Raw genomic sequence first — 26,084 nt, forward strand, 5'->3', positions numbered from 1 at the left:
GGATAGGGTTTTTTGTTTTGTACGCGTTTTTAATACACAAAAAAAGTGTAGAAATTCTACACTTTTTTTGTGTATTTCCACACTTTAAATCAATTGTTTTATTTCTATATTAAATTTAATTGATTGTTTTTCAATTGTTTAATATGTGTTGGTGTTTCTTTTTTATTTTGGTATGATTCTTTCATTTGTATAAATGTCTGACTGATAAAACAGCTATGAAAAAGAAAAATTTATTATTAGCAGTATTATTCTCTCTTACATTATCTGTAGGAGCGACAACTTGTGTGCCTTGTTACTCAAATGTTTTTGAGATTAATCAGGAAAAGGAATATAAGAAGATAGGTGTTTCACAAGTTCCTGCTGACGTGTTAAAATCGATAAGTGCTAAATATGCTGGGTATTCTCTAACTGAAGCATTTGTTTCGGAGGATGCAGAATATAAAGTTGTTTTGTCAAAAGAAGGAAATAAAGTAACAGCATTTTACAAAGCTACAGGTGAGTTTGTGAAAGAGGCTTAAAAATATATAGTAAGGTGATTTGAAGAATCTGGTAAATTCTTCGACAGAAGGAGATGTTAATTCATCTCCTTTTGTTTTTATTAACACTTTAAAGATAGCAAAAGCATTAAATTTGTGCCTATAGATTTTAATTAGATGAGTATAAAAATTCTGGTTGTTGACGACGATACTGCTTTCTGCATAATGCTTAAAACCTTTTTGCAAAAAAGAGGATATGAAGTAGTAAATGCTTTTAATGGTAATGATGCTCTCCAGGAACTTAATAAGGGCTTTTTTGATATTGTATTAACTGATATCCGCCTTCCGGATAGTGATGGACTTGAGATACTTAAAAATGTTAAGCAATTATCCTTAAAAACTCAGGTTATTTTAATGACAGGATATACAGATATTAAAACAGCTGTTAATGCTATGAAATTGGGAGCCTATGATTATGTAGGTAAACCTATAAACCCTGATGAAATACTTTATACAATACAACAGGCACTTTTAAAATCAGAAAATAAAAATGCATCCTCTTCAAAAGCCAATACAGTAAAGAGCTCCTCTTCACTATTAAATTTTGTAAAAGGTATCAGTAACGATTCTGCGAAGCTGCATGATCATATAAATCTTGTAGCGCCAACTAACATGTCTGTTCTGATAATAGGAGACAGTGGTACAGGAAAAGAATATATTGCACAGTCAATACACCTGCAAAGTAAGAGAGCTGATAAGCCTTTTATTGCTGTAGACTGTGGCGCCATACCCAAAGAACTTGCTTCAAGTGAATTTTTCGGACATTTAAAAGGATCTTTTACCGGTGCAGTAACTGATAAGACAGGTCATTTTGAAGCTGCTAACGGAGGAACACTTTTTCTGGATGAAGTAGGGAACCTTTCTTATGAAGTACAGGTTCAGCTGTTACGAGCGCTTCAGGAACGTAAAATAAAGCCCGTAGGTAGTAATAATGAGGTACATGTAGATATACGTGTAGTTGCGGCTACGAATGAAGATTTAAACGAGGCTGTTAAGCGCGGTGACTTTAGAGAAGATCTTTACCACAGGCTTAATGAGTTTTGTATTCGTGTGCCTAAGCTTAAGGAGCGTAAAGAAGATATAATGATGTTTGCGAATCATTTTCTGGCGCAGGCTAATGATGAACTTGAAAAGGATGTAGAACGTTTCGATCAGAATGTTATTGATTTGTTTTTGAGTTATGCTTGGCCGGGCAATCTTAGGGAAATGAAGAATATCATTAAGCGTTCGGTATTATTAACCAGAGGCACTGCCATAACATTAGATGTTTTGCCTCCCGAAATGGAGCAGGCTGCTAATGAGGATATACAATCTGATTATTCTAATATCAGCGAGGAGGAAGCGATACGCAAGGCACTTGAAAGGACAAATAATAATAAGTCTAAAGCAGCTAAACTGTTAGATATTGACAGAAAAACTCTTTACAATAAGCTTAAGTTGTATAATATAGATCTTTAGGCGATTTCTGTTCTAAGCTTCTCCAATAATACGTCAATGCTGTTGCATACATTGTATATCTGTAACTGAATTTTATTCCAGTCTCCACTGTAATGTCGTTCTTCCAGAGTATCTAATACTTCAGATATATGGAAAGCTTCAATTTGTTTTAGCATTGGTATCATTTTGTGTGATACTTCTATAACCTTTTGCTCATTCATTTCTGACAAAGCTTCATTTAGATGTGTACAGTTTTCAATTGAACTTTGAATAAAAGTTTCAATAATCATTTTAAGTGATTCAGGATCATTTTGGGTAAATTGTGAAAGGCTTTTTAAATCATATAACGGTCTGTTTAGATTTTCGATTTCCTGTGTTTCTTTGTGTATGATTTTATTGTCGCCAAATATATTTGACACCAATGCCAACAGTTGGTTTACATTAACCGGTTTAGCATGAAATGCAGTAAAGCCCTTTTCTTTAAAATATTCGTCTGTCAAATCCTTTCTTCCTGATAGGGCTATAATAGGAAGATTAAAATCACTTTCCTGTAATCTTTCCAGTAATTCAAAACCATCTATACCCGGCATTTGTATATCGGTTAGAATGATGTCAAAATTGGATTTTGTAACTATATCAGGAACAGCTAAAGCATTAATCTCAATAGTTACAATAGCCTTTTTATCTGTGAATACTTCTTTAAGTAGTGATAGTTGTGTTTTGTCATCATCCACTAAAAGTATTTTTTTGTCCTTTATGTAAGAATAGGATGTATCCTCTTCGTTTGTTGTATCAATCGTAGATCGAATACCTTTTATATAAGGAATAATTATGGTAAATACCGATCCTTTTCCTTCTTCACTTTCCAAATCAATTGTTCCTCCAAGAAGCTCAATTATCCTTCTTGAAATGGTTAATCCAAGACCTGTTCCTCCAAATTTTTTCTCAATACCCGGATTTGCCTGTGTAAATTCCTTGAAAACATTAGACTGACTTTCTTTTGCAATACCAATACCTGTATCGACTACACATATTTGTATACTCTCATTTTTTTTCACAGCAGTTACTTCTACCGATCCCTCGTTAGTAAATTTTATGGCATTACTGATAAGGTTGGTGAGTACCTGTTTTATTCTGTAAGGGTCGGAAATAATTGTGGTATCAAGGTCATCTTCCACATCCCAGTTAAGCTCAATGCTTTTATTTTCTGCCGAATGCTCCAGGGTTCTGCATGTATTTTCAATGAGTGTTTTTAGGTTAAAAGAAGAGTCTTCAATTGTGATACGGTTGTTTTCAAGCTTGGAGAAGTCCACAAGGTCGCTAACCAGTTTTAGTATATAGTCGGCTGACTCTTTAATGTTTTGAAGATATTGTTTTTGTTTCGGGTTTATATCTGAATTGTCAATCAGGTCTGAAAAACCTATAATACTCCCTAATGGTGTCTGTAAATCGTGTGTAACAGTAGCCATAAGCATTGTTTTACTTCGCAACAGTTTCTCATTTTCTGTATTTAACAGTTCCAGCTGAGTACGGTATTCCTGGCTCTTGGTCAGGTCATTTATAATAATCCATGCAAACAGTATTATTATAAGTAGTGCCGCTCCGCCTATCCAGGCCATTTTGTCAAGAGTTGAAGAAATGGCCGCCTGAGAGTCGGTAATTTTGCGATACGATTTTTGAAGGATTTCATTCTCTACAGAAGAAAGTATAACCCTGAGCTGCTCGGTAATAATGCGGTTTTCCTCCAGTAAGATCTGTTCTTTCTGATTGAGTTTCCTGCGTTGGGCAAGGTCATCATTAATCATTTTGTTTACGACCTTATTGTAAGCTATGGTAAGTGAATCGTTTGAGGCAAATTTTCTTATAGAGTCAAGCATTTTAGGAGTAAGGGCTGCGTTTACAACTTTACTCCATTCATACCTTTCTTCCGGTTTTAATGGTTTGGCTTTACTAACAAGGGATTCTTTTGTTTCCTTTATTTGTTCCTTGCCCTTTTCGTATAAATTTTGAGGATTGTTTGTATTACGGTACTTTATAATACTATTTACACTAATTCTCTTTTGATTTATAAGTAATTGTATAGAGTCAAATTTTGCGGTTTGAGCGGGATCGGCTTCTTGTTTTAAGATGTCGATGTCTTTACCTATACTGTCAATTAGTTTGGAATAGATGTTATAATCACTTTCCTCACCTGTAAGCATAGCTGTCCTGCCTAATGCCTCTGATGCATAAAGATTAGTGATTACATTACTTATCTGAATGACTTTTGTGTTGTCATTTCCCGTAATGTTTTTAGATGCTGCTTTTGATATTTCGGTATAAACGAACCATACCGCAAGTACTGCAAATATAAAAAGCAGCAGGTACCCGGTTATGACTTTATATTTTACTGATTTTGTTTGATGCGCCATATAATAAAGATACCAATTAAAGTATCTAAATTAAAACGCTCTCAGGCAGTATAAAGTATAAAGAAGTATTTTTTAAGAATATATTAGCTTTTTACAATTACTCTTAAGAAGTTTATTTCTTCTTTAAGGTGTTGTATTTCTGCCTTAAGGCTTTCTACTAATATTTCGTAAACTTCTTTATTAGCTTGGTTAAACATATCTTCTCCCGGTTCAGTCTCGCTGATTATCTCATTGAACAGGTAGTTAATGTTTACGTCAAGAATCTGAACAATTTTTAAAAGCTTTACTACATTTAATCTTCTGTCATCCTTTTCCAATCTTCCGTAGTTACTTTGTGTTACATCAAGATGGATAGCCATGGCTTCTTGTGTGATTCCTTTTTCTTCTCTAAGTTTCTTAATTTTTTGGCCTATTACGTTCATGGTTTAGTTGGCAATAATTAAATTATAACTAATATTCAAGTTTGTTCGTTTGATGGTTATAAATAAGCTTTTTTAAAATGCTATAAAATATTGCAGTAAGGTGTGCAAAACCGTAACTCCTTTTAGTATTATAACTTGGGTTAAGCTACATTTATTTTATAAAAATAGAAAAGATGAGTTCGTAGAGGAAAGCTTACCCTAAATAATCGATGTAAAGCATATTTTTCCCGTTAAAAAGTAAATATATAGTTAAAAAATGATAGTTATATTTTAGATTATTTTTTTAACAATTGAATTTTTAAGCATTATAATATAAAAAAAGCCGGCTTCAAGCCGGCTTTTTTGTTTATTTATTTGAAAAGATTATTTTGAAAGAATGGATCTTGAAATTACAATTTTCTGAATTTCAGATGTTCCTTCATAAATCTGAGTGATTTTAGCATCACGCATAAATCTTTCTACATGATATTCTTTTACATATCCGTTACCACCATGTATCTGTACTGCTTCAACAGCAGTATCCATTGCTACCTGAGAAGCATAAAGCTTAGCCATTGCCCCACTTAGATCGTAGTTGTTGTGGTTGTCTTTATCCCACGCTGCTTTCATACAAAGGTGACGGGCAGCCTCAATTTGTACTGCCATATCGGCCAGTTTAAAAGCAATAGCCTGGTGATTACATATTTCTGTACCAAAAGCTTTTCTTTCCTGTGAGTATTTAAGGGCAAGTTCGTAAGCTCCTGAAGCAATACCTAATGCCTGAGAAGCGATACCGATTCTTCCTCCTGCAAGTGTTTTCATTGCAAATTTGAAACCGAATCCGTCTTCACCTATCCTGTTTTCTTTAGGAACTTTTACGTCGGTAAACATTAATGAATGTGTGTCAGATCCGCGGATACCAAGTTTTTGCTCTTTTGCACCTATTTCAAAACCAGGCATGCCTTTCTCAACAATTAAGGCGTTAATACCTCTGTGTCTTTTTTCGATATCAGTTTGAGCAATAACTAAATAAACATCAGCAGTGCTTCCGTTTGTAATCCAGTTTTTAGTACCGTTTAGTAAGTAATGGTCTCCTTTGTCTATAGCTGTTGTCTTTTGTGAAGTAGCGTCACTACCTGCTTCCGGCTCTGAAAGGCAAAATGCACCTATAATTTCACCTGATGCCAGGCGTGTAAGGTATTTTTGTTTTTGCTCTTCGGTACCAAAAGTTTCAAGGCCCCAGCATACAAGAGAGTTATTTACCGACATAACAACTGAAGCAGAAGCATCAACTTTAGAGATTTCCTCCATTGCAATTACATAAGACAGGGTGTCAAGTCCGCTACCTCCGTATTTTGGGTCAACCATCATACCAAGAAAACCAAGTTCTCCCATTTTTTTAATTTGCTCAGCAGGGAAAATTTGTTTCTCGTCTCTTTCAATAACACCAGGAAGTAATTCATTTTGGGCAAAATCCCTGGCTGCCTGCTGAATCATCAGATGCTCTTCGGTAAGTTTAAAATCCATAACTATCTAAATTGTAATGTTGTAATTTTGTTTATTTGCGCCCAAAAGTAGTTATTTAATGTGAATTTTTCAATATCAATGTTTAATTTTAGCGCATGATTGGAGAAAACTACAACGTTTTAGGGATTATGTCGGGAACTTCGCTTGACGGGGTTGATTTGGCACACATTATTTTTGCTGTTAATAATGGTAAATGGTCTTATACTATTTCTGAATGTCAAACAGTTGCCTATAGTGATGAGTGGGTTAAGCAATTAAAAGAAGCTGTAAATTATACTGATGACGAATTAGCAAGATTAAATACTGAATATACTTTGCTTTTAGCAAGTATTATAAAAACCTTTATTGAAGATAATGCAATAAAAGACCTGGATGCGGTTTGTTCTCATGGACATACAATTTTGCATCAACCTGCTAACGGGCTTACATTGCAAATAGGTAATAAAAAAGAAATTGCCGATATAGTTAATGAGACCGTAGTTTGCGACTTTAGGGTGCAGGATGTAAAAATGGGAGGGCAGGGTGCTCCGCTTGTTCCTATAGGTGATAGGCTTTTGTTTGCAGACTACACTTATTGTCTTAACCTGGGTGGATTTTCCAACATTTCTTTTGAGGATAACGGTAAGCGTCTCGCGTTTGATATATGTGCTGTAAATACGGTGCTAAATTACTATGCAAACAGTCTTGGGTTACCTTATGATGATGGAGGGAAAATAGCTGCCGGAGGAAAAATGATTCCTGAACTGTTTAATAAACTTAATGCTTTAGAGTTTTATAGTATGCCTTTTCCTAAGTCGTTAGGTTTTGAATATGTGAAAGAGGTATTGCTCCCTTTAATGGAAAGTTATAATGATAGTATACAAGATAAAATGCATACGTTTACTAAGCATGTTGCGCTACAGATAAGCAACGTGCTCAAAGATATGCCTACAGGTAAATTGCTTGTTACCGGTGGCGGGGCCTATAATGCTTTCCTTGTAAAAAGTCTCGGGGATTTATTACCGGAGAATACTGTCGTTATTCCTGATGATAAAACGATACAATATAAGGAGGCGCTTATTTTTGCCTTGCTTGGTGTGTTAAAGCTAAGAGGAGAGGTGAATGTGCTTTCCAGTGTAACGGGGGCTAGTAGGGATCATAGTTCGGGGATTGTGTTTGGGGATTAAATAATGCCTATTTTCTTTATGGCTTCAATGAGGTCGTGATCGTCTCCACTGGTTCCTTCAAGAAACATGTTTTTGAGGTTTGCCTTTCGTTTTTCGATGGCGCTTAGGGAAAGTGGTACGTAGTTGGGGATGTTTTTTGTAAGTATTCCTTCACTAAGCCTCATGAGTATCTGTCTGTCGTAGCTGTCGAGGTTGTACTTGTCAAAGTCTTTATCTCTTAGCGATTTCATGATTTTGTTACTCATGTATTTTTCGCCGTCAAAAATTATCTTGAAGGCATTTACAAACTCATCAATATCAATGTCGCTTTTACATAAAATACCTTCCGGATTAATATCTTTAATCAAACGGTCAACTAAAGACGCCTCGCTGTGCATTGTTAGTATAATAATAACACAGTCTGTAATGGTTTTTCGAATAAGCACACCTAAATCAAAGCCCGATGTTATGTTTTTTTCTTCATATGGGGGTAGGCTAAGATCGAGGTAAGCAATGTCGAAATGCTGGCTGGTAATAAGGTCGTAAGCCTGTTTGCAGTCCAGTGCTTTAGTGAATATAAGATTATGCCCCTCAATGTTTTCATCTGATAAAACATTGATGTAACCGTTAACCGTCATGGGGTGGTCGTCAACGATAAGAATTTTTAAATCTCTCTGCATATACAAATCTATTAGGACAAATTTAACAAAAATTACGGTTAAACCGTAAATGTCCTAAATCAAATTTAATATATTGCCGTGGTTATTTTAACATTTTCAGGATAGGTGCAATATTCATATCTAATAATAGACGAAGATATTAGCGCGAAAGACACGCTGGCGCAGCTTGAGGGTTTTCCTGAATATTTTTGTGCAGGGGTGGCGAGTAGTAAGGATGAGGCTGTAAACAAAATACTTGAGTTACAGCCGTTATTGGTATTTCTTGAAGTTTCCCCTAAAAATAAAAAATCACAACTGTCCCTTTCCATTATTACAGAGCTGCATCAGTATATTGACACGCTTCCTTATTTTGTAATAACGACTTCCAATACAAAGTTTGCATACGATGCTATTAAAGCAGGTGTTTCTGATTATTTGTTAAAGCCACTTAATCATTTTGAATTAAGAAAAGCTTTACTGCGTTTTGAAAAAACAAGTCCGTTGGCATCAAGAGATACTATATGTATTAAATCATACGGTGACTATCAGTTTATCTCGCTTAATGATATTGTATATCTTAAGGCTGATAATAATACAACTGACTTTTATCTGCAAAACGGTAAAAAGCTTACGGCTTATAAAACACTTAAGCATTATGAGGCAAACCTGCCATTTTTCTTCTTCAGGATCCATAATAGCTATATAGTAAACAGTAATTATATTTCAAGAATTAATACAGGTAAGGCACTATGTTATTTAAATAACAGCGATGTGTCTATCTCGTTTTCTAAAACATTTAAGGATAATATTGATACTATTATCCGAAAGATTGCTCCCGAGAATTTATAAAAAACAGCATTTTACCCTTCAAATCGGTCGAGTTACTCGTATGGGGGTGTCATTCACTAAAACTGCTGTAAATCATGGTGATAGGTAGCGTTTTCTCGCTTAGTTTTGCTTCAGAAATAAACAAATAAGCAAAACAGAATTAATTAAAAAATTTAAAAAACCCTATCCAATTTAAAAAAATTTAACACCATGAAAAAATCACTTCTTACTTTAGGTCTTATCGCTTTTGTTGGTTTAACAGCAGTATCTTGTTCAACAGATGACAGCGCATTAGAAGATACATCTGCAGATACCACGTTAACACTAACTCCAACCCCAGTAGATAATGGAGATATCGAGCTTCCGAAACCACCGGCAGGCAGAAACTAAATAAGTTAAAAAAATATATTATTTTTGAGGAAGTAGTAATAACAACTACTGCCTCAAAAATTTTGAACAACTACCAAAAAATATTCTTCTTTCTCGTTTTTTTTATCCTTGTTATTTCCTGTAAGGATAGGGAAGAAGAATTGTCTATAGAAGATAATACAATACACAGTTTCTTTAAAAAAGCAGATGATGCCACAGATAGCAGTATAAAGAAAGTATATCTTGATTCTGTAATGATAAAAGTAAAGGATTATCCGATTGAGGATAGTTTGCCTAAATTTTATCACAGGGCATGTAAAGGGTATTACAATTCTGATTTTTATGATGATGCGCTAATTTCGGGACGAAAAAGTCTTTACTTGTATACTAAAGCAAAGGATAGTCTTAATTCGGCTGAAGTTATGTATCTCATGGGGAGTATTTTCTACCATGGAAAATCTGAACGGGACAGCGCATTTGCTTATTATACCCAGTCGGAAAAATTATATCAGAAACTTCATGATTATGATGGCCTTGGGAGGAGTAAACTTTATAAGGCTTATATTTATTACAATAGTGGTGAATATCAGTTATGTGAAACCGAAGCTGTAAGAGCTTTGGCGCTTTTGCAGGGTAAAGATGTTATCGATCTGTATAACTGCCATAATCTTATTGCGGCCGCGCTTGCGGGGCAAAAAATGTATTCTCAGGCTATAGAATATTATGAGTTTGCTATGAGGCAGATAGAGTCTTTTTCTAAAGCGGGCTACAGTCAGGAATATATTAATTACTACAGGGCCAGTTGTTACAACAATTGGGGTGAGGTATATGTGGATATGGAAGAGTATGATAAAGCTATTGATTTGTATAGCAATGCACTTAAACTTATATCCGAAAAAGATTTCGCTTCCTTATATGCTAAACTACTAAACCATCTTGCTTATGCCAAATTTAAAAAAGGGGATATGAGGGATGTGGAAGCAAACTTTCTGAAGTCTTTTAAAATTAGAGACAGTATCAGTAATGCTTATGGTATTATATCGAGTGAAATAAAGTTAGGGGAATTTTATGCCTATAAAAAAGATACAGTACTTGCTGTAGACTATTTAAAGGAGGCCTACCATAATGCTAAAGAACTTAAAAGCGGAGACGATATACTCAAGGCGTTAGATAAATTGGCTTTAATTGACAAAAAGCGTTCTGATCTTTATTATTCCAATTATAAGGCTGTTAGCGACAGTTTACAATTAGTGGCGCAGGAAAACAGAGATAAATTTGCCCGTATAGAGTATGAGACTGACAGGCTTCAGGATGAAAAAGAAGCACTGGTAAAACGTAATGGTTTTATAATAGGTGTCTCTGCTATGGTTATGCTGTTTATTGGTGCGGTCTTCATTATTTACTACCTGAACTCCAGGAACAAAAAACTATTACTGGAACAGGAACATCAAAAGGCCAATGAGGAGATCTACCAGCTGATGTTCGAGCAGCAAAACAAAATTGACAAGGCAAGGGAAGAGGAGAAGAGTCGTATAGCTATGGAGTTGCATGACGGTATACTTAATAATATATATGCGGTTAGGCTGAATCTGGAGTTTATAAACAGAAAATCGGATGATGAATCTGTAGTTAAGAGAAAAGAATACATAAAACAGCTGCAAACGGTAGAGAGTGAAATAAGAAGCGTTTCGCATGATCTTAGCCGTAATGCGGTATTTCAGGATAAGAGTTTTAAAGATGTTTTGGAGTCGCTTGTTATGAGTCAGAAGAATAAATTTAAAACTGCTTTTGATGTTGCTGTAGATGGTACCATTAACTGGGATGATATGCCAAACATTCAAAAAGTAAATGTATACAGGATTATTCAGGAAGGGCTGCAGAATATTAATAAGTATAGTGTTGCCCAAAATGCTATGGTAGAAATTAATAAAAATGGCAATGCAATAAGCATTTATATTAAAGACGATGGTATTGGCTTTGATCCTGAAAAAGTTAAGGGAGGTATAGGTTTAAGGAATCTTAGAAAAAGAACTTCTGTACTTAACGGAAAACTGGATATACTTTCTTCTCCGGGGCAGGGTTCAAAAATTAAGATTGTCTTCCCTAATTAATAAGATAAATAGAGAATTCTCATTTATTTGTTTTATATATTTGTGCCGATTTAAAAATGTTCAACGAATGAAAGATTTATTAAAGAAATACGAAAATAAACAACCTGAAATAGTTTTTAACTGGAAAGACTCTGAAACAGAAGCAGAGGGATGGACAGTGATTAATTCACTTAGAGGTGGTGCAGCCGGTGGAGGTACCAGAATGAGAAAAGGGCTTGATATGAATGAAGTGCTTTCTCTTGCAAAAACTATGGAAGTTAAATTTACGGTTTCTGGCCCTGCTATTGGCGGAGCTAAATCGGGAATAAATTTTGATCCGGCAGATCCAAGAAAAAAAGGCGTTTTACAACGTTGGTATAAAGCGGTTTCTCCATTATTAAAAAGCTACTATGGTACGGGTGGTGACCTTAATGTTGACGAAATACATGAAGTAATCCCAATGACTGAGGAGTGTGGTGTATGGCATCCGCAGGAAGGTGTGTTTAACGGACACTTTAAACCAAGCGAGGCAGATAAGATTAACCGTATCGGTCAGTTAAGACAAGGTGTTATTAAAGTAATTGAAAACCCTGCTTTCTCTCCGGACGTTGATAAAAAATATACTGTAGCCGATATGATTACAGGTTATGGTGTTGCAGAAGCTGTACGTCATTTCTACTCTATTTACGGAGGTGATGTAAAAGGTAAAAAAGCAATCGTTCAGGGCTTTGGTAACGTAGGTTCTGCTGCTGCTTTCTACCTTGCAAAAATGGGAGCTAAAGTTGTAGGTATTATAGACCGTGACGGAGGACTTCTAAATGAGAACGGATTTACTTTTGAAGAAATAAGAGAGCTTTTCCTTAATAAGGACGGTAACAAGCTTGTAGCTGATAACATGATTCCGTTTGAGGAAATCAATGAGAAAATATGGAAAATAGGTGCAGAGATATTTACACCTTGTGCAGCATCAAGACTGGTAACAAAAGAGCAGTTAGATAATATGATTGCTGCTGGTCTTGAGGTTATTTCTTGTGGTGCTAACGTTCCGTTTGCAGATAAGGAAATTTTCTTTGGTCCTATTATGGAGGAGACAGACAGTAAAGTGAGCTTAATTCCTGACTTTATTTCTAACTGTGGTATGGCAAGGGTATTTGCTTACTTCATGGAGAAAAAAGTAGGTATGACAGATGAGGCTGTATTTAATGATACATCGGAAACAATTAAAAAAGCAATTGAAAGAGTACACGAGCAAAACAGCTCTAAGCTTAATATAAGCAATACTGCTTTTGAAATAGCTTTAAAGCAACTGGTATAATACATCAATAAAATTTATACATTTAATGACAGATATCTTTATCTGTCATTTTTTTATTATGACCTATCAGCAAACTATAGAATGGATGTTTAAGCAGCTGCCCATGTATCAGACTCAGGGAGCATCTGCCTTTAAAAAAGACCTTACTAATACAGTATTACTGGCCAAACATTTAAAAAATCCTGAAAACGGATTTAAATCGATACATGTGGCCGGTACCAACGGAAAAGGTTCGGTGTCTAATATGCTGGCTTCAATATTGCAGGAAGCGGGCTACAAAGTCGGGTTGTATACCTCGCCGCACCTTAAGGATTTCAGGGAGCGCATAAAGATTAACGGGGAAGATATCTCCGAAGAGTTTGTTTGCAGCTTTATGGAGAAAAACAAAGTTTTTTTTGAAGAGAATCATCTTAGCTTTTTTGAGATGACCGTTGGCCTGGCTTTCGATTATTTCACTAAAGAGAAAGTTGATGTAGCTGTTATAGAAACCGGGATGGGAGGAAGGCTGGATTCTACCAACATCATTAAGCCATTGGTTTCGGTTATTACCAATATAGGTTTCGATCACATGCAGTTTTTGGGTGATACCCTGGAAAAGATAGCTTATGAAAAGGCGGGTATAATTAAAAACAATGTTCCTGTGATTGTAGGGGAGTATAAGTCCGAAACTAAAGTGGTTTTTGAAACCAAAGCAAAGGAAATGAATGCCGATATCACTTTTGCTTCTGATAAGGACTTTCCGGAATATGAATCGGATCTTACGGGTGATTATCAGCAAAAAAATAAGAAAACTGTTTTAGCAGCCTTAAATGTTTTAAACAATCACTTTAGTATAAGTGATGCGAATATTAAAGATGGCTTTTTAAATGTTGTAAAGAACACAGGGTTTATGGGCAGATGGCAAATACTGCAACATGACCCGATGGTGGTTTGCGACACGGCTCATAATGCAGACGGGCTTAAAATTGTGATTAATCAGATTGCAAAGCAAAAATTCGATGTTTTAAGGATAGTTTTCGGGGTGTTAAACGACAAAGACCTAACCGAAATTTTACCCTTAATGCCAAAAAATGCGATTTATTATTTTTGCAAGCCAAATTTAATGCGTGGGCTCGATGCAAATATTCTTCAGCAAGAATTTGCTAAGTTTGATTTGAAGGGTAAAGTATATGCTTCTGTTGCAGATGCTTATAAAAGTGCATTGAATGATGCGGGTAAAAATGACTTTATTTATGCGGGAGGAAGCACATTTGTGGTAGCAGAAATTTTATAATTTTTTAAAATAATGTTTGCAAATACAAAAAAACGGTCTATATTTGCACTCGCAATAAGGAACTAAGCAAGGGACGAAATTGCAGACATATCGGGCGATTAGCTCAGTTGGTTCAGAGCATCTCGTTTACACCGAGAGGGTCGGGGGTTCGAATCCCTCATCGCCCACTTTTAGGGATAGTCGAAAGATTATCCCTTTTTTTATTGTATATCAAGTACCCCTTTTCCTCCATTTTACTGGCATTATGAGATAGTAGGTCGAGCATTGTAGGTGTTCGATAGATACCTTCCTGATAGTACAAATTGCCGTCGAACACCTTGTTTACAAACTCACGTTTCTGTAATGTTGTAGCCTTGTCATAGATATATCGTACATCGCTCAGCATATCAAGATTGTTATCCAGTAATTCAAAAGCTTTATTCGGATTTATACTCAACCTCTCTATGGCAGCTGTAAGGTTTAATATATGGTCGCTATATGTTGAATACCACCTGTCATAGGTATCTTTGTTTATTTCATCTTTAAACCATTTTTCTTCAACAGCGTGTAAGCGTTGCTTTACTTCTTGTAGTTCACGGTTCTTCTCAATGGCCTTTTTCCTATTGGTTTTCATTTCCTCTTCAAGAGAAGTATAACAGCCGTTTCGGATTTCTTTTATTTTCTTTTCAGGAATACTCATGAGGTTGCAGGCATTCAGAAACTGTTCATGTGCTTTGACAGCACTAATGTTATTATGTTTTGAATGCTTGCATTTGTAGTAGTAAAAATATTTACCGGATTTACCTCTTGAAGGCGCACCTGTAAGGGGTACGCCGCAATGGCATTTCACTACACCTCTCAATGGTATTTCATCATCAACAACCACTTTAACCTTGTCCGCTATTTTCATTTTGGATTGTACCATCTGCCAAGTCGCCTTATCAATAATAGGCTCATGTACGGCAGGGAAAAGTCCTCCCGGTAGATCTTTGAATGGTTCAACCCGTACAAGTCCGGCATAAACAGGGTTAGCCAATACGCGTTCTACAGCCATATTGCCTTTTCTGTCAAATCCCATTTCGTAAGCTGCTTCCTTGATTTTATACAACGGAACATCCCGCAGGAACATATCATAGATTTGGCGCACCACCTTTGCTTCAAGTTCATTTACTTCGAGGTGGCGTTGTTTGCCTTCCCCAACTTTTACGTAGCCGAAAGGTTTTTCCCGGGTCAGGAAACGGCCTTCTTTTGCACGGGCTGTATAGATGCCACCACGCACTTTTATACTGCGGTTAATATTGTCCTCTTCGGCAAGCAATAATTGTAGGCCTGCCCTGAAAAAGCTTCCCGGCGTATCGTAGTCGAAAATAATCCCTTCGGTAACGCTAATGATTTGTATGCTGTATTTTCTTTGGAACTGTTTTACCATGTTCATGGCTTCGCCCGCATCACGGCTAAAGCGGTCAAGCTGGTCAACTAGTAGGTAGTCTACCGATTTGTAGTGCTTGGCTATAAATGCCTGTAATTTTATGAAGTCGGGTCTGTCAAAAGTCTTGGCACTTTTACCTCTGTCAATAAAAGTATCCACCAGTTGGATATTGTTGTATTGTAGGTATTGGTCAGTATACATTTCCTGCCTTTCAATAGAACCGTTGCTTTGCCCAAGCTGGCTAAACCTTAAATATCTAATCGCCCTCTTCATATAATTGTTTTAGTGTCATAGCGACAATGATGTCAACCATCAAATTTACAAAATCTTGTTCTTTATGTTGCTCAATTTCAGTATTAATATCATGTATTTTACATGTAGTTGACTGTGGATTTTCCGAAAATCCATATAATGTTTTTCGGAAAATCGTAACTTTTTCCTGCTTTTGCTCTTTCATATCTCACCTCCATTGATTATATCAGCGCTACTAATTCCGCAGCATCATATTGAATGTAGGTATCTATTTTAGTGAAAGAGACCAATCGTCTACTTCTGGAATTGTATGACTTTTTATGTCCTCTCAAAGGTGTTTAAAATCTTATAGCAGTTATAATCTAAATTGTAATATTTATATATCTTGTAAACTTATATCATTATATATTAATCTAAAATTATTAAGATGAATAAACCATTTATAGAAGAGGATTTTATATCAGCTTTAAATGCTGTGCTAAGACAGTTTTATCCAAAATTTAAGTTGAGAATAAGTCGTGTTTCAAGTAGTGAGGAAAAAAAATTAGGCTATGATGGTGAAGTACATTATTTAAAACCGATCTTCATACAATTCAAAAGGAGTGCTTTTTTTGATACCACATATACGGGTAAATACAAGAAAGCTAGAAAAGCCCTAACTATTCCTTACACTTCATTTTATTCATTTAAATTACATAAAAATAGCTCTGCGAAGACAGTACAAGATATACACATTCAGCATAATATGTTATTTAATCTATCTCAATCGGAAGAGGCTTTTTACTTAGCTCCGCTTTTTCATACAAAATCTGAATTAGACGATTTTAATTTCTCTATACATCATAGTATGCCAGGTAGATTCAATTACGACATTTACGACGGTACTTATCATAGTAAAAGCTATATCGATGATTTAATTTTTTCTAACACGATTGGTGTTAAGCCACACAAAATTATTAATGATAAAGATAATCATTGCTATACCTATGACGATACATTAAAAGTGGCATTTCACAGCCAACCTGAATCACTTGAAAACAATGGTTTTAATATTATGAGTTTTTTTAATAATATAAATGCAGATGATAATAAAAAATATAGTGCAATAAAAACTTTTAGAACAGTAGAAAAAATTTGCTTAGAGAGCAAGCTTAATTTTTGGACAGATATAGATTTCTTATCGGAATTTCATTTTTCTGAAAAAATAAATAGGAAAAATTTAGAAAGTGAAGATTATAAAAAACTGGGGATTTTGATAGAATACTATCTAAAAGATCATTTTAATATTGATCAGTATGTTCTGCTAGGCTAAATACTTTGCAAGCTCCTTTAGTCAGAAGAGAGAGATAATAATACAATAAATTTTCTCTGTTCATATATGTTGTAATTAGTTCTTATTGATAATAGTATTGAAAACCAAAAGGCACTCCCTTCCTTCGTCGGGAAAGCCTTTTAGTTTTTAGTTTAGCATTGCCAATTTACAACAATGCTCCTTAGTCGCTCCGCTGCAAAACGGCAGGCTGTTTTCGTGAGATAGTCCGTCTATCTCCTCATCCTTTTGACTTCTTTTTCATTTGCCGTGCAAATGCTTCTTCTTCATGATCTTCGCCTTGAGTTTGCGGCAATAGACCACTAAAAATATCGGAGAGAGTGTTGGCAACTTCCGACAGATTGGGGTTTGTTTTTTCATTTTCAGATAATGGACTTTGTTTTATCATCGGATTAATATTGGCTGATTTCACATCGCTCTGATTTTGCAACTGGATTTCAGGTTTGATGCCATTATTCCACCATTCATTGAAAACAGCCGCACTTAAATTCTTAGCAAGCTGCAACCCATTCCATACCGAACGGGATTGATGGTCAATGAACGTGATCCCATAGATTCGGTTATCGGCTGTCCGGCGAACAACCGTATTGATACCCGCTTCTCTTAAGCCATTCTTAAATTCCGTTTCATTTTTAGTCGCCAGTATTGCTTTTTCAACAGTAGAATTTAGGGTTAACCTGCTGGGGCTGTTTTGCATATGCGCTCTAGACGCGGTAAAGTGAGATTGCATTTCAGTATAACCAGCACCTTTTCCAAATAGCGACGCCTTAAATGGATTGCTTGCTTTTTCTCCTTTTTCATTCAGCGCAAAATAGACCAGTCCCTGACGGGCTATCCCATTGTATTGGCCTTTAACTTCTTCAGTGGTAATATTGAACAATGAAAGTAGCGCATTGTAGGTGCCGAGCGTTGTATATTGATAATATTTCGGGAGGTAACGGATGACGGCTGCCATCTGGCTTTTGACATCACCTGCTTTATAGTTGACTGGCTTAAAAATAGGTTCTGTTCGGTTTTGCTTTTTTTCAACAGCACTTTTCAAGTTGTAGTTATGCTCCAATTCCCTACAGGCTGCCATAGATTTTCTTTTTTCAAAAGCATCGGAGATTTTCCTGCCTTCTTCATCTACACAGACCGTTACAATATGAATATGGCTACGCTCAATATCATTGTGTATAAATATAATGAAAGGTTGTTTGCCATAGCCCATTTTCTCCATATAGTCTTTGGCTATAGCTTTGTAGTCGTTGTTGCTTACTTTGTCGCCGGGGTCAGGATTAATTGAAATATGCACTACTGGTTTTTCTGTCTTTCTATTAGCAGCAAGGTATGCCTGGAATGAATTTGAGATTTGAGCAGTGGTAAAGGTGCCATCCGGGGATCCAATAATTTTCTGGCCTGCCAATACAGTAGCGGTATTGCTCTTTACTTTATCCATGTTGTAGGATAACGCACCAAACAAACTCTTGCCCCTGCCAATCTTTGCAACCATAGCTTACTTATTCAGATGGTTCGCTTCAAATTCGGTGGTAAGCTCAATGATCTTTTTACTAATGGCAACAAGTTCAATGGTTTGCTTTTCCAGTTTGTATAAAGCAGCTGCGGCCTTTTTTTCGGTAAAATTGCTGTACAGGATCTTAATAAGTTGGTTGTAGTTGACACCAATAGCCCGGAACTGTGCAAATAGCCCCGTCAGCTTCACGTGATAGTCCATTGCTGCTTTATCAATTTTGACAGTAGTAATCTTTTTTTGGAAAATACAGGCAGTGATAAAATGTGCCATCACTTTCATGCCCGATTGTTCAAATAAGGTCAGGAACTTTGCATTTTCCACAGCAGTCAGGCTGATGGAATAACGGAACGTAGCAGGGTCACCTTTGGGATGCCTGCCGCCTTTATGCTTTTTATAAGAACTATTTCCTTCCATCTATATTTTCTGATATCAAATAGCGGTGAATATAGTTTTTGTATGCCAGTTAAAGCAGAAAGGGACTATTATTTCCCTTATTTGGCACTATCTGTCTTTCATAAGGATTCAGTATAGAGTATCGCATTAATGCCGTTGCCAGCCAAATGCTGCCGTAATTAGACAACAATGTATATCAAAGTTTCTTTTCAGGCTATTTGCGGAAAAGTTTACGTTATGCTACATAAAAATACGGTAAGCCCTGCTATGTGGGAACTCATGCAAAGGCTGATGAAAGATGAAGTACTTAAGGATTTTGTATTGGTTGGCGGCACGGCGTTAAGCCTTAAAATCGGCCACCGCCTGAGTGTGGATATTGATTTATTCAGGCAGGATGGATTTGATGCTAAAGAACTGCATATCTACCTCGAAGACAATTATAATGCCCAGTCGGCTCACGTTTTTAAAAATTCTGTCATGACATTTATTGATGATATCAAGGTTGATTTAATTTCACACCAATATCCTTACCTAAAGCCCTTTGAGACCGTAGAGGATGTCCGGTTGGTTTCTCTAGAAGACATAGGTGCAATGAAGCTACTTGCTATTGCACAAAGTGGAAGACGAATCAAGGATTTTGTGGATATGTATCAATTATTAGAGTATAATCCATTGGTAGTCTATCTCGAAGGCTACGCGAGGAAATACGGTGCTAATCCGATAGGAGCCCGTAATGCCATTAACGACTTTAACAACGTTTCTTCTAAACAAATCATGGAATATTTCCCGGGAAAAAAAGAAGAGTGGGAAAAGATAATTGAACGGTTGTGGCACGCAAAGATTAATATCAGGACGCTATTTGAACCGGTTAGGAAAGAAGATTACGGCATTAAGCCCGGTAATAATAAACGCAGGGGGTTTAAGATTTAACCACTTGTTATCCTGTATAAAAATCAGTATTTTTACATCTATGAAAAATTCAGATGCCATAATACCTAATTTCCATCCCAAATTCTTTTGGGAGTACAAGTACGAGAAAATCGACTGGGAAGAGGCATATAAAATGGTTATCGAAAGGATTGTTGAGCGTGGTGAACAAAAAGAGGTTGATGAACTGGTGCGTTTCTACGGTTATGAAAGGGTTATTAAAGCCCTTAAAGAAGAAATTTACTTTATGCCTGATTTTGGTATTGCAAATGCTATTAAGTTCTTCCCTGAACTCACCAGAGAACAAATGTATTGTTACATAAACCGTAAAGATAAACCTTACCATTGGATCTGATACTGTAATTGAAATTGCCCTATTTCATTCTGTTTTTTTTTGCTGTTATTGATTTTAGAAGGTTTAAGTTGCATAAAGAATTTATAGTTTCTGCTGCTTTTAGACCGATGCAATAACGAAATGTTGTGTGGCCATCTGTTGGATGTTCATCGCCTTTCTCTGTGTTTCTTCCAGTATTTCAATCAAAGATAACTATCGATATAATCAGTAAATCGCTTCCGGCGATTTATGGCATGAATTGGCTTTTATAGGTTTAGAAAAGAAACTTTTCCCAAGTAAACCGATAAAAGCAAGCGAAGGTATTGCTGTCAATCCAAAAAAAGACAAAAGACTACGGCATAATGGCTTTGCTCGCTCACTCACAAACCCACCCCTTGGGACTTATTCCGTTTCCTTTTGCTTTTTCCGCATTGCCTGCACCTTGTTATTGCTTTCTTTTTTCGGTTTTCTTTTTGGGAAAAAGTTATGCGGAGCGCAAGCATAGTAGGACTGTATCAGATTAGGGAATTGGAAGGAGATACAAAACAGTTGTATCATTATTAAACTCAAAAATTATGGCACATAATTTAAATTTCAACACAGCAACAGGACAGCACGCCTTTATGAGCGTAAAGCAGCCTGCATGGCATGGGTTGGGACAGATAGTAGAAAACTATCCCACAAGCCGTGAAGCGATAGCCTTTGCAGGCTTAGACTATGAAGTGGCAAAAGCCCCGATTTTTGCAAAAGGTACAGGGCTTTTCGAGAGTTTTCCAATCCCTGACCAGTTCGCCACGATGCGCACCGATACTAAAGCCATTTTTGGCGTGGTGGGCAAAGATTATCAAATCGTGCAAAATGCGGATGCATTCGCTTTCTTCGATGCCATTGTAGGTGGTGGCGAGGACATATTGTATGAGACCGCAGGCGCACTCGGCAAAGGGGAACGCATTTTTATTACCGCTAAGCTGCCCGGCTATATTCGTGTGGGCAATGGCGATGATGTAACACAAAAGTATATTTTCCTGACCACCTCCCACGATGGCAGCGGTTCAATTACGGCAGCGTTTACCCCTGTAAGGGTTGTTTGCTCAAATACATTAAATGCGGCAATGAAAACCGCCACCAACGTAGTGCGTATACGTCACACCGCAGGGGCTAAGGAACGTTTGGAGCAGGCGCACAAAGTTATGGGCGTTGCCGATAACCTATCAATACAGTTAGAGTGCATTTTTAACCAGTGGGCTAATGTGCGCATTGAAGATAAACAGGTAAAACAGTTGATACAGTTAGCGCTTTGCCCCAACAAAGAAACCTACAACCTCTTAAAAAGAGGGGCTAAGGAGGAACTTTCAACCATGTACAAAAATGCCTGTGATGCTGCCTTCGAGTATGCAATGGCAGACGATACCCAAACTATGGCTACCACTAAAGGCACCTTGTTTGGCGCATACAATGCCGTTACGGGCTACTACCAAAATGTTCGCAGCTTTAAGAAGGGCGAGGACAAACTCAAAAGCATCTGTTTGGGTGGTACGGCACAGGCGCGGGGGCAGAAAGCCTTTGACCTTTGCGGGGATTTTGCTAAAAGCGGAACAGCTGCCCTGATACTTAACTAATAGTTAATAGCAGCTCCGTTTTACGGGGCTGTTTATATTTATAGGCACATGCTTACTTATATAATAGTTTACAAACAATTAAGAAAATAGACGCGCAGGCGTATGTGTTTACACTTATACCTTTATACGCTGTTACATGGCTGCATAATTACATAGTTACATTTATACATTAGTAAAACTGTTGAAATTTATGTATGTATGTATGTATGTATGTATGTATGTATGTACGTAGCTACGCAAATAGATAATGCTGGCAATACGCCCGTCTGGAAATACTGCATTACGCTTGTACATATATGTTGCTATGCACGTCTCGTTGTAAACATATTGTTAATGTAATAACTCTTAAAAATATAATTTGACTAGACTATTTCCATGGAAGATGCCCTAGTTTAAAATATGGATTTAAGGATTTTTTTTACGCGCGGGCAGCCCACGAGGCTGCTCTTAAGTAATTGAGCTGCTTACATTTATGTAAACATACTTTTCATGATTTTATTTTTACTGTCAAAGAATGTTGCCAGTTTAGCAATTGCCCTAACGATCACTTTCTTTTCAGGTAGTATTTTTTTTAAAAGGATTTAAAATTAGTTCGCGTTCGAAAATTTTTCATAACTTCCACTCCGGTAACAGAGAATACTCAGCTTTCGTTCGCTGCTAAACGTTAGACCTCATTGTAATAAACCGTGCCGTTCACAATAATTATTTAGCACATATATGAAATTATTTATATTAGGGAATGGATTCGATATTGGTCATGGAATCGACTGTAAATATTCTGATTTCGGGAATTACCTCGAAGCAAATAGAGAAGATGTTTTAGAAGCGATGCAAAAATTTTATTACACAGGTTCAGATTCAGAACTATGGTCCGATTTCGAAACTAGTTTAGAAAGCGATATAGATTATGATTCACTAACAGAAATAATAGGTGAGAATACCCCAAATTTTGCATCTGATGAATTTAGAGATGGTGATTGGTATGATGCTCAGATATACATAGAACAAGAGTGTGATGATTTGTTAGATAGCATACGTTCCGGTTTCGAAGATTGGATTAAATCGCTAGAAATCTCACAAGTATTACCAAAATATGTATTAGATAAATCAGCACATTTTATAACGTTCAATTACACAGAGGTTTTAGAAAAAGTATATAATATAAAATGTGCAAATATTTTGCACATTCACAATAAAACAGGGGAAGAACTGATTTTTGGCCACGGGAAAAACTCTGAAGATTTTAATGTGAAGAAAGCATTATATAGTGATGAGAATGCATTCTTAACCTACGACGAAGATGGTAATATCGAATCAAGCGAAGTCGGGCATGAAAAATTTGCCGAAAATGCGGTCAGCGCATTTTATGACAAAATGAAGAAACACACGGAAGACGTTATACATAATCACTCAGGTTTTTTCAACTCCCTTTCAAATATCAATGAAGTTTTTGTTCTAGGTCATTCCTATAATGATATCGATTTTCCATACTTTAAAAAGATATCAGAATCTATTCATACAGATTCAAAATGGACACTGTTTTACTTCTCCGACAGAGATAAACAATTAGCTGAAAAAGTAATGGATGAACTCAATGTAGCTAAACATCTACAAGATTATAAACACTGTGATTTATTAAAAATTGAAGATATTCAATTTAAATTATTTGAATAAAAAAACGAGGCATATTGCCAGTTTAATATTGTCTAAACGGTTACTTTCTTTTCAGGTACTATTTTTTATAAAAAAGCTTTTAAATTTACTAAGCATTTATATACCTTCTTTTATGCTTTTAAGGTTTTATGCTTTTACATAAAAGTAAAAGGGCGCGAAGCCCTTTCCAGTTGATGATTATTTTAAATTACCATCGCGTGATGGTAGCAAGTTGTGTTTTGAGCTGCTCGAAATGCTTTCAGCTGCTCAAAACAACTTGCCCTTGCGCAGGGGGCTAAAAAATCTCCGAAGTCGATTTTTACAGATAAAAGCCAAACATTTTTTAGTCTTCATTCACTTTCAGCCTCTTTTTCTTTCAATTTCAAATGTAATTTGTAACAATTATCCAATAGCTGCGATTCTTCCATCGGCATAAGGTCAAGGGCTATTTGAAGTACTTCGGCAATAGTAAGTGCCGAAGCCAACTTCCTGTCATCACCGCTTTCTTCCATAGCATATAAGGCGGTAATACATACTTTTACAATATCCATAACAGCCAGATTAAGATCATTGTAACCACTAAAGAACAGTTTGGCCGTATACATATCCTCGCGGTTATGATACGGTTTGAGCATATTAAACTCCGTTGCTTTGGTTAGGAGGGAAGCAAAAACTTCCAGTTCCTGTAATTTTTTAATTTCCATAATTGTACTATTTAATGGGGTGAGAATCTATTTCTTTACGGAACTCTTCTTTTTTGGCATTGAGATAGTCATTGAGTTCCTTTAATGTTTGTCCGGTATCTCCGGGAAGCAGTTGCTTAATTAACTCAAGTACACTCACAAGGTGTCGGGTGGGATGACTAACAAATCCGCTGTTTTCGGACTCTGAATTATACAGCGCGTGTAGCGAGATTTCAATAAGATCTTCAATGACGATAAATACATCAAAGTAGTTACTGTAACGGAGCTTACATTCATAGCCTTCAGAATCAGTCAGCATATAAATAGGAAGTCCTATTTGCTCCAATCGTTTGGTCAGCGATATATCGCTTTCGGGATTTTTACTGTCATTCGTTTCCATCACTTTCATTTTTAGATTGTTGTTTATTCTCTTTAGCAAGCTTTTCAAGCCTCTCGATTTCCGACTCAATCAGGACGGTAGCTTTTTCATGGAAAAGTCGGCACCTGCGTTGCAATAGTTCCGTGCTTACAAAATCCATTGGGCCGAGGTGGGCGCTCCTAAGTTTGCTGATGTGCTTGGAGAGCAGCTCAAACATTTTGATTTCCTCTTGGGAATTCCTTGGAAAAAACTCTCTTACCAGGGTGCAGAACAGCGAACAGATATCAAACAGATAACCGAGGTTAAAATGAATGGGTCGGTAGCCCAGAAAAGTATTGATAAGTGCCAGTGCCGTGTTTTCCATCGCAACCTGCATCATGGCTTCCTGTACCGGTTCGGTGTCAATGCCGTCTACCATGCCTTGGGATTGCAGGAACACTTCCGAAACACGGTTGCGATTGTGCCAGTACGCTTTTATGTGCTTTACATTACGCTGAGGTTCTTGCTCAAAGGCAATGCAGGGAGGTACAACATCGTGTTCATAAAGGTTGATGCCCTTGTGCATGGCATGATAATAGAAATACTTACTTTCGGCGGTAAGCTGCCTAACAGTAGTCGCTTTGTGTATAAACAGCGTGACGGTGTACTGTCCTTTGCTTTTCTTTTTGATGATGTCGCTAAGGTCGGCCACTGCGTTCTCCTTACTGTGTATCGTGTACACCAGTAAATAGTAATGGGTGTGTTGCCTGGTTTTTACCTCTCCGCTAATGGCATTGCTGTACATTTTGTTTTTGTGGTGGATACCGAAACAGTACAAACCGGAGAGTTGTAAATTGTCCATAAGGAACGATTTAACGAACTGAAGCCCTTTGTCTTCAGTAAAATCATTGTCATTTTTTATAACCTGCTCTTGCATAACTGAAACTTTTTTAATTGAACATTAAGTGAAAAAGCTTATTTTTGTTTTATACATGGCAAGTAAAGAAGTTATGGTAAGGTACCGAACCACAGCGTGTTGTACTTTACCACTTTTAGCTTGTATTTTACCAACTAATAAATAGCTTACAGAATTTTCAATACTTTTGAATTATGGACACACCTACAAAAAACCACATAGGAAGAAAAATTAGCCGTATACGTGAACTTCGCGGTATGAAACAGGAAGCACTAGCAATTGCGTTAGGAATAAGCCAACAGGCTGTTTCTAATTTTGAGAATAGCGAAAGTATTGAAGATAACATGCTAGATAAGATTGCCGAAGTTTTAGGTGTAAGTGCTGAAGCGATCAGAAAGTTTTCTGAGGAGGCAGTATTTAATATCATAAATAATACATTCCAGGATAGCAGTTCAAATAACAATAATTATTTGTGTACCATTAATCCTATAGATAAGGTTATTTCTTTATTTGAGGAAAAAGAAAAGCTTTACGAAAGGTTACTACAGGCTGAGAAAGATAAAGTAGCTTACTTAGAGAAGTTAGTTAATAAGTAACACTTAAAGATTATCTATGGTATCAGACTCATTGGCTTCTCGATATTGTTAATAATACTTTTTCTATGGTACAATTCCAGACAATTTCACGGCCTAGGCATTTACGATACG

At 36.5% G+C, this 26,084-nt stretch carries 25 protein-coding genes and 1 tRNA gene; 15 read left to right on the forward strand and 11 right to left on the reverse strand.

Annotated features, from left to right (window positions below; translation table 11 throughout):
* Positions 1-215: 215 nt before the first annotated feature.
* Complete coding sequence (locus NU09_RS00005; RefSeq protein ID WP_129749200.1) at positions 216-518, forward strand: hypothetical protein; 303 nt, start codon at positions 216-218, stop codon at positions 516-518.
* 135 nt (positions 519-653) lie between these two features.
* Positions 654-1,994, forward strand: a complete 1,341-nt coding sequence (locus tag NU09_RS00010) for a sigma-54-dependent transcriptional regulator (RefSeq protein WP_129749201.1) — start codon at positions 654-656, stop codon at positions 1,992-1,994.
* Here NU09_RS00010 and NU09_RS00015 read toward each other — a convergent pair.
* The 3 genes from NU09_RS00015 to NU09_RS00025 all read right to left on the reverse strand — a co-directional run bounded on the left by NU09_RS00015 (position 1,991) and on the right by NU09_RS00025 (position 6,312).
* Entirely contained in the window at positions 1,991-4,384 is a 2,394-nt protein-coding gene (locus NU09_RS00015; RefSeq protein WP_129749202.1) for an ATP-binding protein, read from the reverse strand. The two genes, NU09_RS00010 and NU09_RS00015, sit on opposite strands and share 4 nt — an antisense overlap.
* A gap of 83 nt (positions 4,385-4,467) precedes the next feature.
* Positions 4,468-4,806, reverse strand: a complete 339-nt coding sequence (locus tag NU09_RS00020) for a helix-turn-helix domain-containing protein (protein WP_129749203.1) — start codon at positions 4,804-4,806, stop codon at positions 4,468-4,470.
* Between the two features lie 363 nt (positions 4,807-5,169).
* Positions 5,170-6,312, reverse strand: a complete 1,143-nt coding sequence (locus NU09_RS00025; protein WP_129749204.1) for an acyl-CoA dehydrogenase — start codon at positions 6,310-6,312, stop codon at positions 5,170-5,172.
* Between the two features lie 95 nt (positions 6,313-6,407).
* Between NU09_RS00025 and NU09_RS00030 the strand changes: the two genes are divergently transcribed.
* On the forward strand, positions 6,408-7,478 hold the full coding sequence (locus NU09_RS00030) for an anhydro-N-acetylmuramic acid kinase (protein ID WP_129749205.1): 1,071 nt from the start codon (positions 6,408-6,410) through the stop codon (positions 7,476-7,478).
* Here the strand turns inward: NU09_RS00030 and NU09_RS00035 are convergent.
* On the reverse strand, positions 7,475-8,137 hold the full coding sequence (locus NU09_RS00035) for a response regulator (RefSeq protein WP_129749206.1): 663 nt from the start codon (positions 8,135-8,137) through the stop codon (positions 7,475-7,477). The genes NU09_RS00030 and NU09_RS00035 overlap by 4 nt on opposite strands.
* A 105-nt stretch (positions 8,138-8,242) precedes the next feature.
* Here NU09_RS00035 and NU09_RS00040 point away from each other — a divergent pair, with 105 nt between their 5' ends.
* The 6 genes from NU09_RS00040 to NU09_RS00065 all read left to right on the forward strand — a co-directional run bounded on the left by NU09_RS00040 (position 8,243) and on the right by NU09_RS00065 (position 14,158).
* Positions 8,243-8,965: a LytR/AlgR family response regulator transcription factor gene (locus tag NU09_RS00040; protein ID WP_129749207.1), complete on the forward strand. Its 723-nt coding sequence runs from the start codon at positions 8,243-8,245 to the stop codon at positions 8,963-8,965.
* 189 nt (positions 8,966-9,154) lie between these two features.
* A complete protein-coding gene (locus tag NU09_RS00045) occupies positions 9,155-9,334 on the forward strand; it encodes a hypothetical protein (RefSeq protein WP_129749208.1) in 180 nt (59 codons plus the stop codon).
* A gap of 62 nt (positions 9,335-9,396) precedes the next feature.
* Positions 9,397-11,424: a tetratricopeptide repeat-containing sensor histidine kinase gene (locus tag NU09_RS00050; RefSeq protein WP_129749209.1), complete on the forward strand. Its 2,028-nt coding sequence runs from the start codon at positions 9,397-9,399 to the stop codon at positions 11,422-11,424.
* Positions 11,425-11,491: 67 nt separating this feature from the next.
* Positions 11,492-12,718 (forward strand): Glu/Leu/Phe/Val dehydrogenase dimerization domain-containing protein, encoded by a 1,227-nt coding sequence (locus NU09_RS00055; RefSeq protein WP_129749210.1) that lies wholly within the window; start codon positions 11,492-11,494, stop codon positions 12,716-12,718.
* 58 nt (positions 12,719-12,776) lie between these two features.
* Positions 12,777-13,991, forward strand: a complete 1,215-nt coding sequence (locus NU09_RS00060) for a bifunctional folylpolyglutamate synthase/dihydrofolate synthase (protein ID WP_129749600.1) — start codon at positions 12,777-12,779, stop codon at positions 13,989-13,991.
* Between the two features lie 92 nt (positions 13,992-14,083).
* Positions 14,084-14,158 (forward strand) — tRNA-Val (locus tag NU09_RS00065).
* On the opposite strand, the gene NU09_RS00070 is transcribed toward NU09_RS00065, so the two are convergent.
* Positions 14,149-15,672, reverse strand: coding sequence for a recombinase family protein (locus NU09_RS00070; RefSeq protein WP_129749211.1), 1,524 nt, complete (start codon positions 15,670-15,672; stop codon positions 14,149-14,151). The two genes, NU09_RS00065 and NU09_RS00070, sit on opposite strands and share 10 nt — an antisense overlap.
* Complete coding sequence (locus NU09_RS00075) at positions 15,656-15,856, reverse strand: hypothetical protein (protein WP_129749212.1); 201 nt, start codon at positions 15,854-15,856, stop codon at positions 15,656-15,658. Before NU09_RS00075 ends, NU09_RS00070 begins: the two co-directional genes overlap by 17 nt.
* 222 nt (positions 15,857-16,078) lie before the next feature.
* Here NU09_RS00075 and NU09_RS00080 point away from each other — a divergent pair, with 222 nt between their 5' ends.
* The gene (locus NU09_RS00080) at positions 16,079-16,963 is read left to right on the forward strand and encodes a hypothetical protein (RefSeq protein WP_129749213.1); all 885 of its coding nucleotides are present in this window, start codon (positions 16,079-16,081) and stop codon (positions 16,961-16,963) included.
* Positions 16,964-17,201: 238 nt separating this feature from the next.
* On the opposite strand, the gene mobB is transcribed toward NU09_RS00080, so the two are convergent.
* Together mobB and mobA are read right to left on the reverse strand one after the other, a co-directional pair.
* Positions 17,202-18,473: a conjugal transfer protein MobB gene (mobB, locus tag NU09_RS00085; protein WP_129749214.1), complete on the reverse strand. Its 1,272-nt coding sequence runs from the start codon at positions 18,471-18,473 to the stop codon at positions 17,202-17,204.
* A 3-nt stretch (positions 18,474-18,476) separates the two neighbouring features.
* The gene (gene mobA, locus NU09_RS00090) at positions 18,477-18,908 is read right to left on the reverse strand and encodes a conjugal transfer protein MobA (protein ID WP_129749215.1); all 432 of its coding nucleotides are present in this window, start codon (positions 18,906-18,908) and stop codon (positions 18,477-18,479) included.
* 216 nt (positions 18,909-19,124) lie between these two features.
* On the opposite strand from mobA, the gene NU09_RS00095 reads away from it, so the two are divergent.
* The 4 genes from NU09_RS00095 to NU09_RS00110 all read left to right on the forward strand — a co-directional run bounded on the left by NU09_RS00095 (position 19,125) and on the right by NU09_RS00110 (position 23,441).
* Entirely contained in the window at positions 19,125-19,817 is a 693-nt protein-coding gene (locus tag NU09_RS00095; RefSeq protein ID WP_165357624.1) for a nucleotidyl transferase AbiEii/AbiGii toxin family protein, read from the forward strand.
* Between the two features lie 40 nt (positions 19,818-19,857).
* The gene (locus NU09_RS00100; RefSeq protein WP_165357625.1) at positions 19,858-20,169 is read left to right on the forward strand and encodes a DUF6922 domain-containing protein; all 312 of its coding nucleotides are present in this window, start codon (positions 19,858-19,860) and stop codon (positions 20,167-20,169) included.
* Positions 20,170-20,723: 554 nt separating this feature from the next.
* The gene (locus NU09_RS00105) at positions 20,724-21,767 is read left to right on the forward strand and encodes a DUF932 domain-containing protein (RefSeq protein ID WP_129749217.1); all 1,044 of its coding nucleotides are present in this window, start codon (positions 20,724-20,726) and stop codon (positions 21,765-21,767) included.
* Between the two features lie 717 nt (positions 21,768-22,484).
* On the forward strand, positions 22,485-23,441 hold the full coding sequence (locus tag NU09_RS00110; RefSeq protein ID WP_129749218.1) for a bacteriophage abortive infection AbiH family protein: 957 nt from the start codon (positions 22,485-22,487) through the stop codon (positions 23,439-23,441).
* Between the two features lie 329 nt (positions 23,442-23,770).
* Here the strand turns inward: NU09_RS00110 and NU09_RS00115 are convergent, their stop codons facing one another.
* From NU09_RS00115 to NU09_RS00125, 3 genes are read right to left on the reverse strand one after another with little or no spacing between them, the layout of a single operon-like run.
* Positions 23,771-24,124, reverse strand: a complete 354-nt coding sequence (locus NU09_RS00115) for a hypothetical protein (protein ID WP_129749219.1) — start codon at positions 24,122-24,124, stop codon at positions 23,771-23,773.
* Positions 24,125-24,131: 7 nt separating this feature from the next.
* Complete coding sequence (locus NU09_RS00120) at positions 24,132-24,503, reverse strand: hypothetical protein (RefSeq protein ID WP_129749220.1); 372 nt, start codon at positions 24,501-24,503, stop codon at positions 24,132-24,134.
* Entirely contained in the window at positions 24,490-25,398 is a 909-nt protein-coding gene (locus NU09_RS00125) for a hypothetical protein (protein WP_129749221.1), read from the reverse strand. The genes NU09_RS00120 and NU09_RS00125 overlap by 14 nt, the downstream gene beginning before the upstream one ends.
* Before the next feature lie 173 nt (positions 25,399-25,571).
* Here NU09_RS00125 and NU09_RS00130 point away from each other — a divergent pair, with 173 nt between their 5' ends.
* Positions 25,572-25,973: a helix-turn-helix domain-containing protein gene (locus tag NU09_RS00130; RefSeq protein WP_129749222.1), complete on the forward strand. Its 402-nt coding sequence runs from the start codon at positions 25,572-25,574 to the stop codon at positions 25,971-25,973.
* The last annotated feature ends 111 nt before the right edge of the window (positions 25,974-26,084 follow it).

Origin of the sequence: Flavobacterium beibuense (genome assembly GCF_004151245.1) — a bacterium.
GTDB lineage: Bacteria > Bacteroidota > Bacteroidia > Flavobacteriales > Flavobacteriaceae > Flavobacterium > Flavobacterium beibuense_A.

Coding starts and splice junctions, on each gene's coding strand:
- NU09_RS00005 (WP_129749200.1), top strand. CDS start 216: ATGAAAAAGAAAAATTTATTATTAGCAGTATTATTCTCTCTTACATTA.
- NU09_RS00010 (WP_129749201.1), top strand. CDS start 654: ATGAGTATAAAAATTCTGGTTGTTGACGACGATACTGCTTTCTGCATA.
- NU09_RS00015 (WP_129749202.1), bottom strand. CDS start 4,384: ATGGCGCATCAAACAAAATCAGTAAAATATAAAGTCATAACCGGGTAC.
- NU09_RS00020 (WP_129749203.1), bottom strand. CDS start 4,806: ATGAACGTAATAGGCCAAAAAATTAAGAAACTTAGAGAAGAAAAAGGA.
- NU09_RS00025 (WP_129749204.1), bottom strand. CDS start 6,312: ATGGATTTTAAACTTACCGAAGAGCATCTGATGATTCAGCAGGCAGCC.
- NU09_RS00030 (WP_129749205.1), top strand. CDS start 6,408: ATGATTGGAGAAAACTACAACGTTTTAGGGATTATGTCGGGAACTTCG.
- NU09_RS00035 (WP_129749206.1), bottom strand. CDS start 8,137: ATGCAGAGAGATTTAAAAATTCTTATCGTTGACGACCACCCCATGACG.
- NU09_RS00045 (WP_129749208.1), top strand. CDS start 9,155: ATGAAAAAATCACTTCTTACTTTAGGTCTTATCGCTTTTGTTGGTTTA.
- NU09_RS00055 (WP_129749210.1), top strand. CDS start 11,492: ATGAAAGATTTATTAAAGAAATACGAAAATAAACAACCTGAAATAGTT.
- NU09_RS00060 (WP_129749600.1), top strand. CDS start 12,777: ATGACCTATCAGCAAACTATAGAATGGATGTTTAAGCAGCTGCCCATG.
- NU09_RS00070 (WP_129749211.1), bottom strand. CDS start 15,672: ATGAAGAGGGCGATTAGATATTTAAGGTTTAGCCAGCTTGGGCAAAGC.
- NU09_RS00075 (WP_129749212.1), bottom strand. CDS start 15,856: ATGAAAGAGCAAAAGCAGGAAAAAGTTACGATTTTCCGAAAAACATTA.
- NU09_RS00080 (WP_129749213.1), top strand. CDS start 16,079: ATGAATAAACCATTTATAGAAGAGGATTTTATATCAGCTTTAAATGCT.
- mobB (WP_129749214.1), bottom strand. CDS start 18,473: ATGGTTGCAAAGATTGGCAGGGGCAAGAGTTTGTTTGGTGCGTTATCC.
- mobA (WP_129749215.1), bottom strand. CDS start 18,908: ATGGAAGGAAATAGTTCTTATAAAAAGCATAAAGGCGGCAGGCATCCC.
- NU09_RS00095 (WP_165357624.1), top strand. CDS start 19,125: ATGCTACATAAAAATACGGTAAGCCCTGCTATGTGGGAACTCATGCAA.
- NU09_RS00100 (WP_165357625.1), top strand. CDS start 19,858: ATGAAAAATTCAGATGCCATAATACCTAATTTCCATCCCAAATTCTTT.
- NU09_RS00105 (WP_129749217.1), top strand. CDS start 20,724: ATGGCACATAATTTAAATTTCAACACAGCAACAGGACAGCACGCCTTT.
- NU09_RS00110 (WP_129749218.1), top strand. CDS start 22,485: ATGAAATTATTTATATTAGGGAATGGATTCGATATTGGTCATGGAATC.
- NU09_RS00115 (WP_129749219.1), bottom strand. CDS start 24,124: ATGGAAATTAAAAAATTACAGGAACTGGAAGTTTTTGCTTCCCTCCTA.
- NU09_RS00120 (WP_129749220.1), bottom strand. CDS start 24,503: ATGGAAACGAATGACAGTAAAAATCCCGAAAGCGATATATCGCTGACC.
- NU09_RS00125 (WP_129749221.1), bottom strand. CDS start 25,398: ATGCAAGAGCAGGTTATAAAAAATGACAATGATTTTACTGAAGACAAA.
- NU09_RS00130 (WP_129749222.1), top strand. CDS start 25,572: ATGGACACACCTACAAAAAACCACATAGGAAGAAAAATTAGCCGTATA.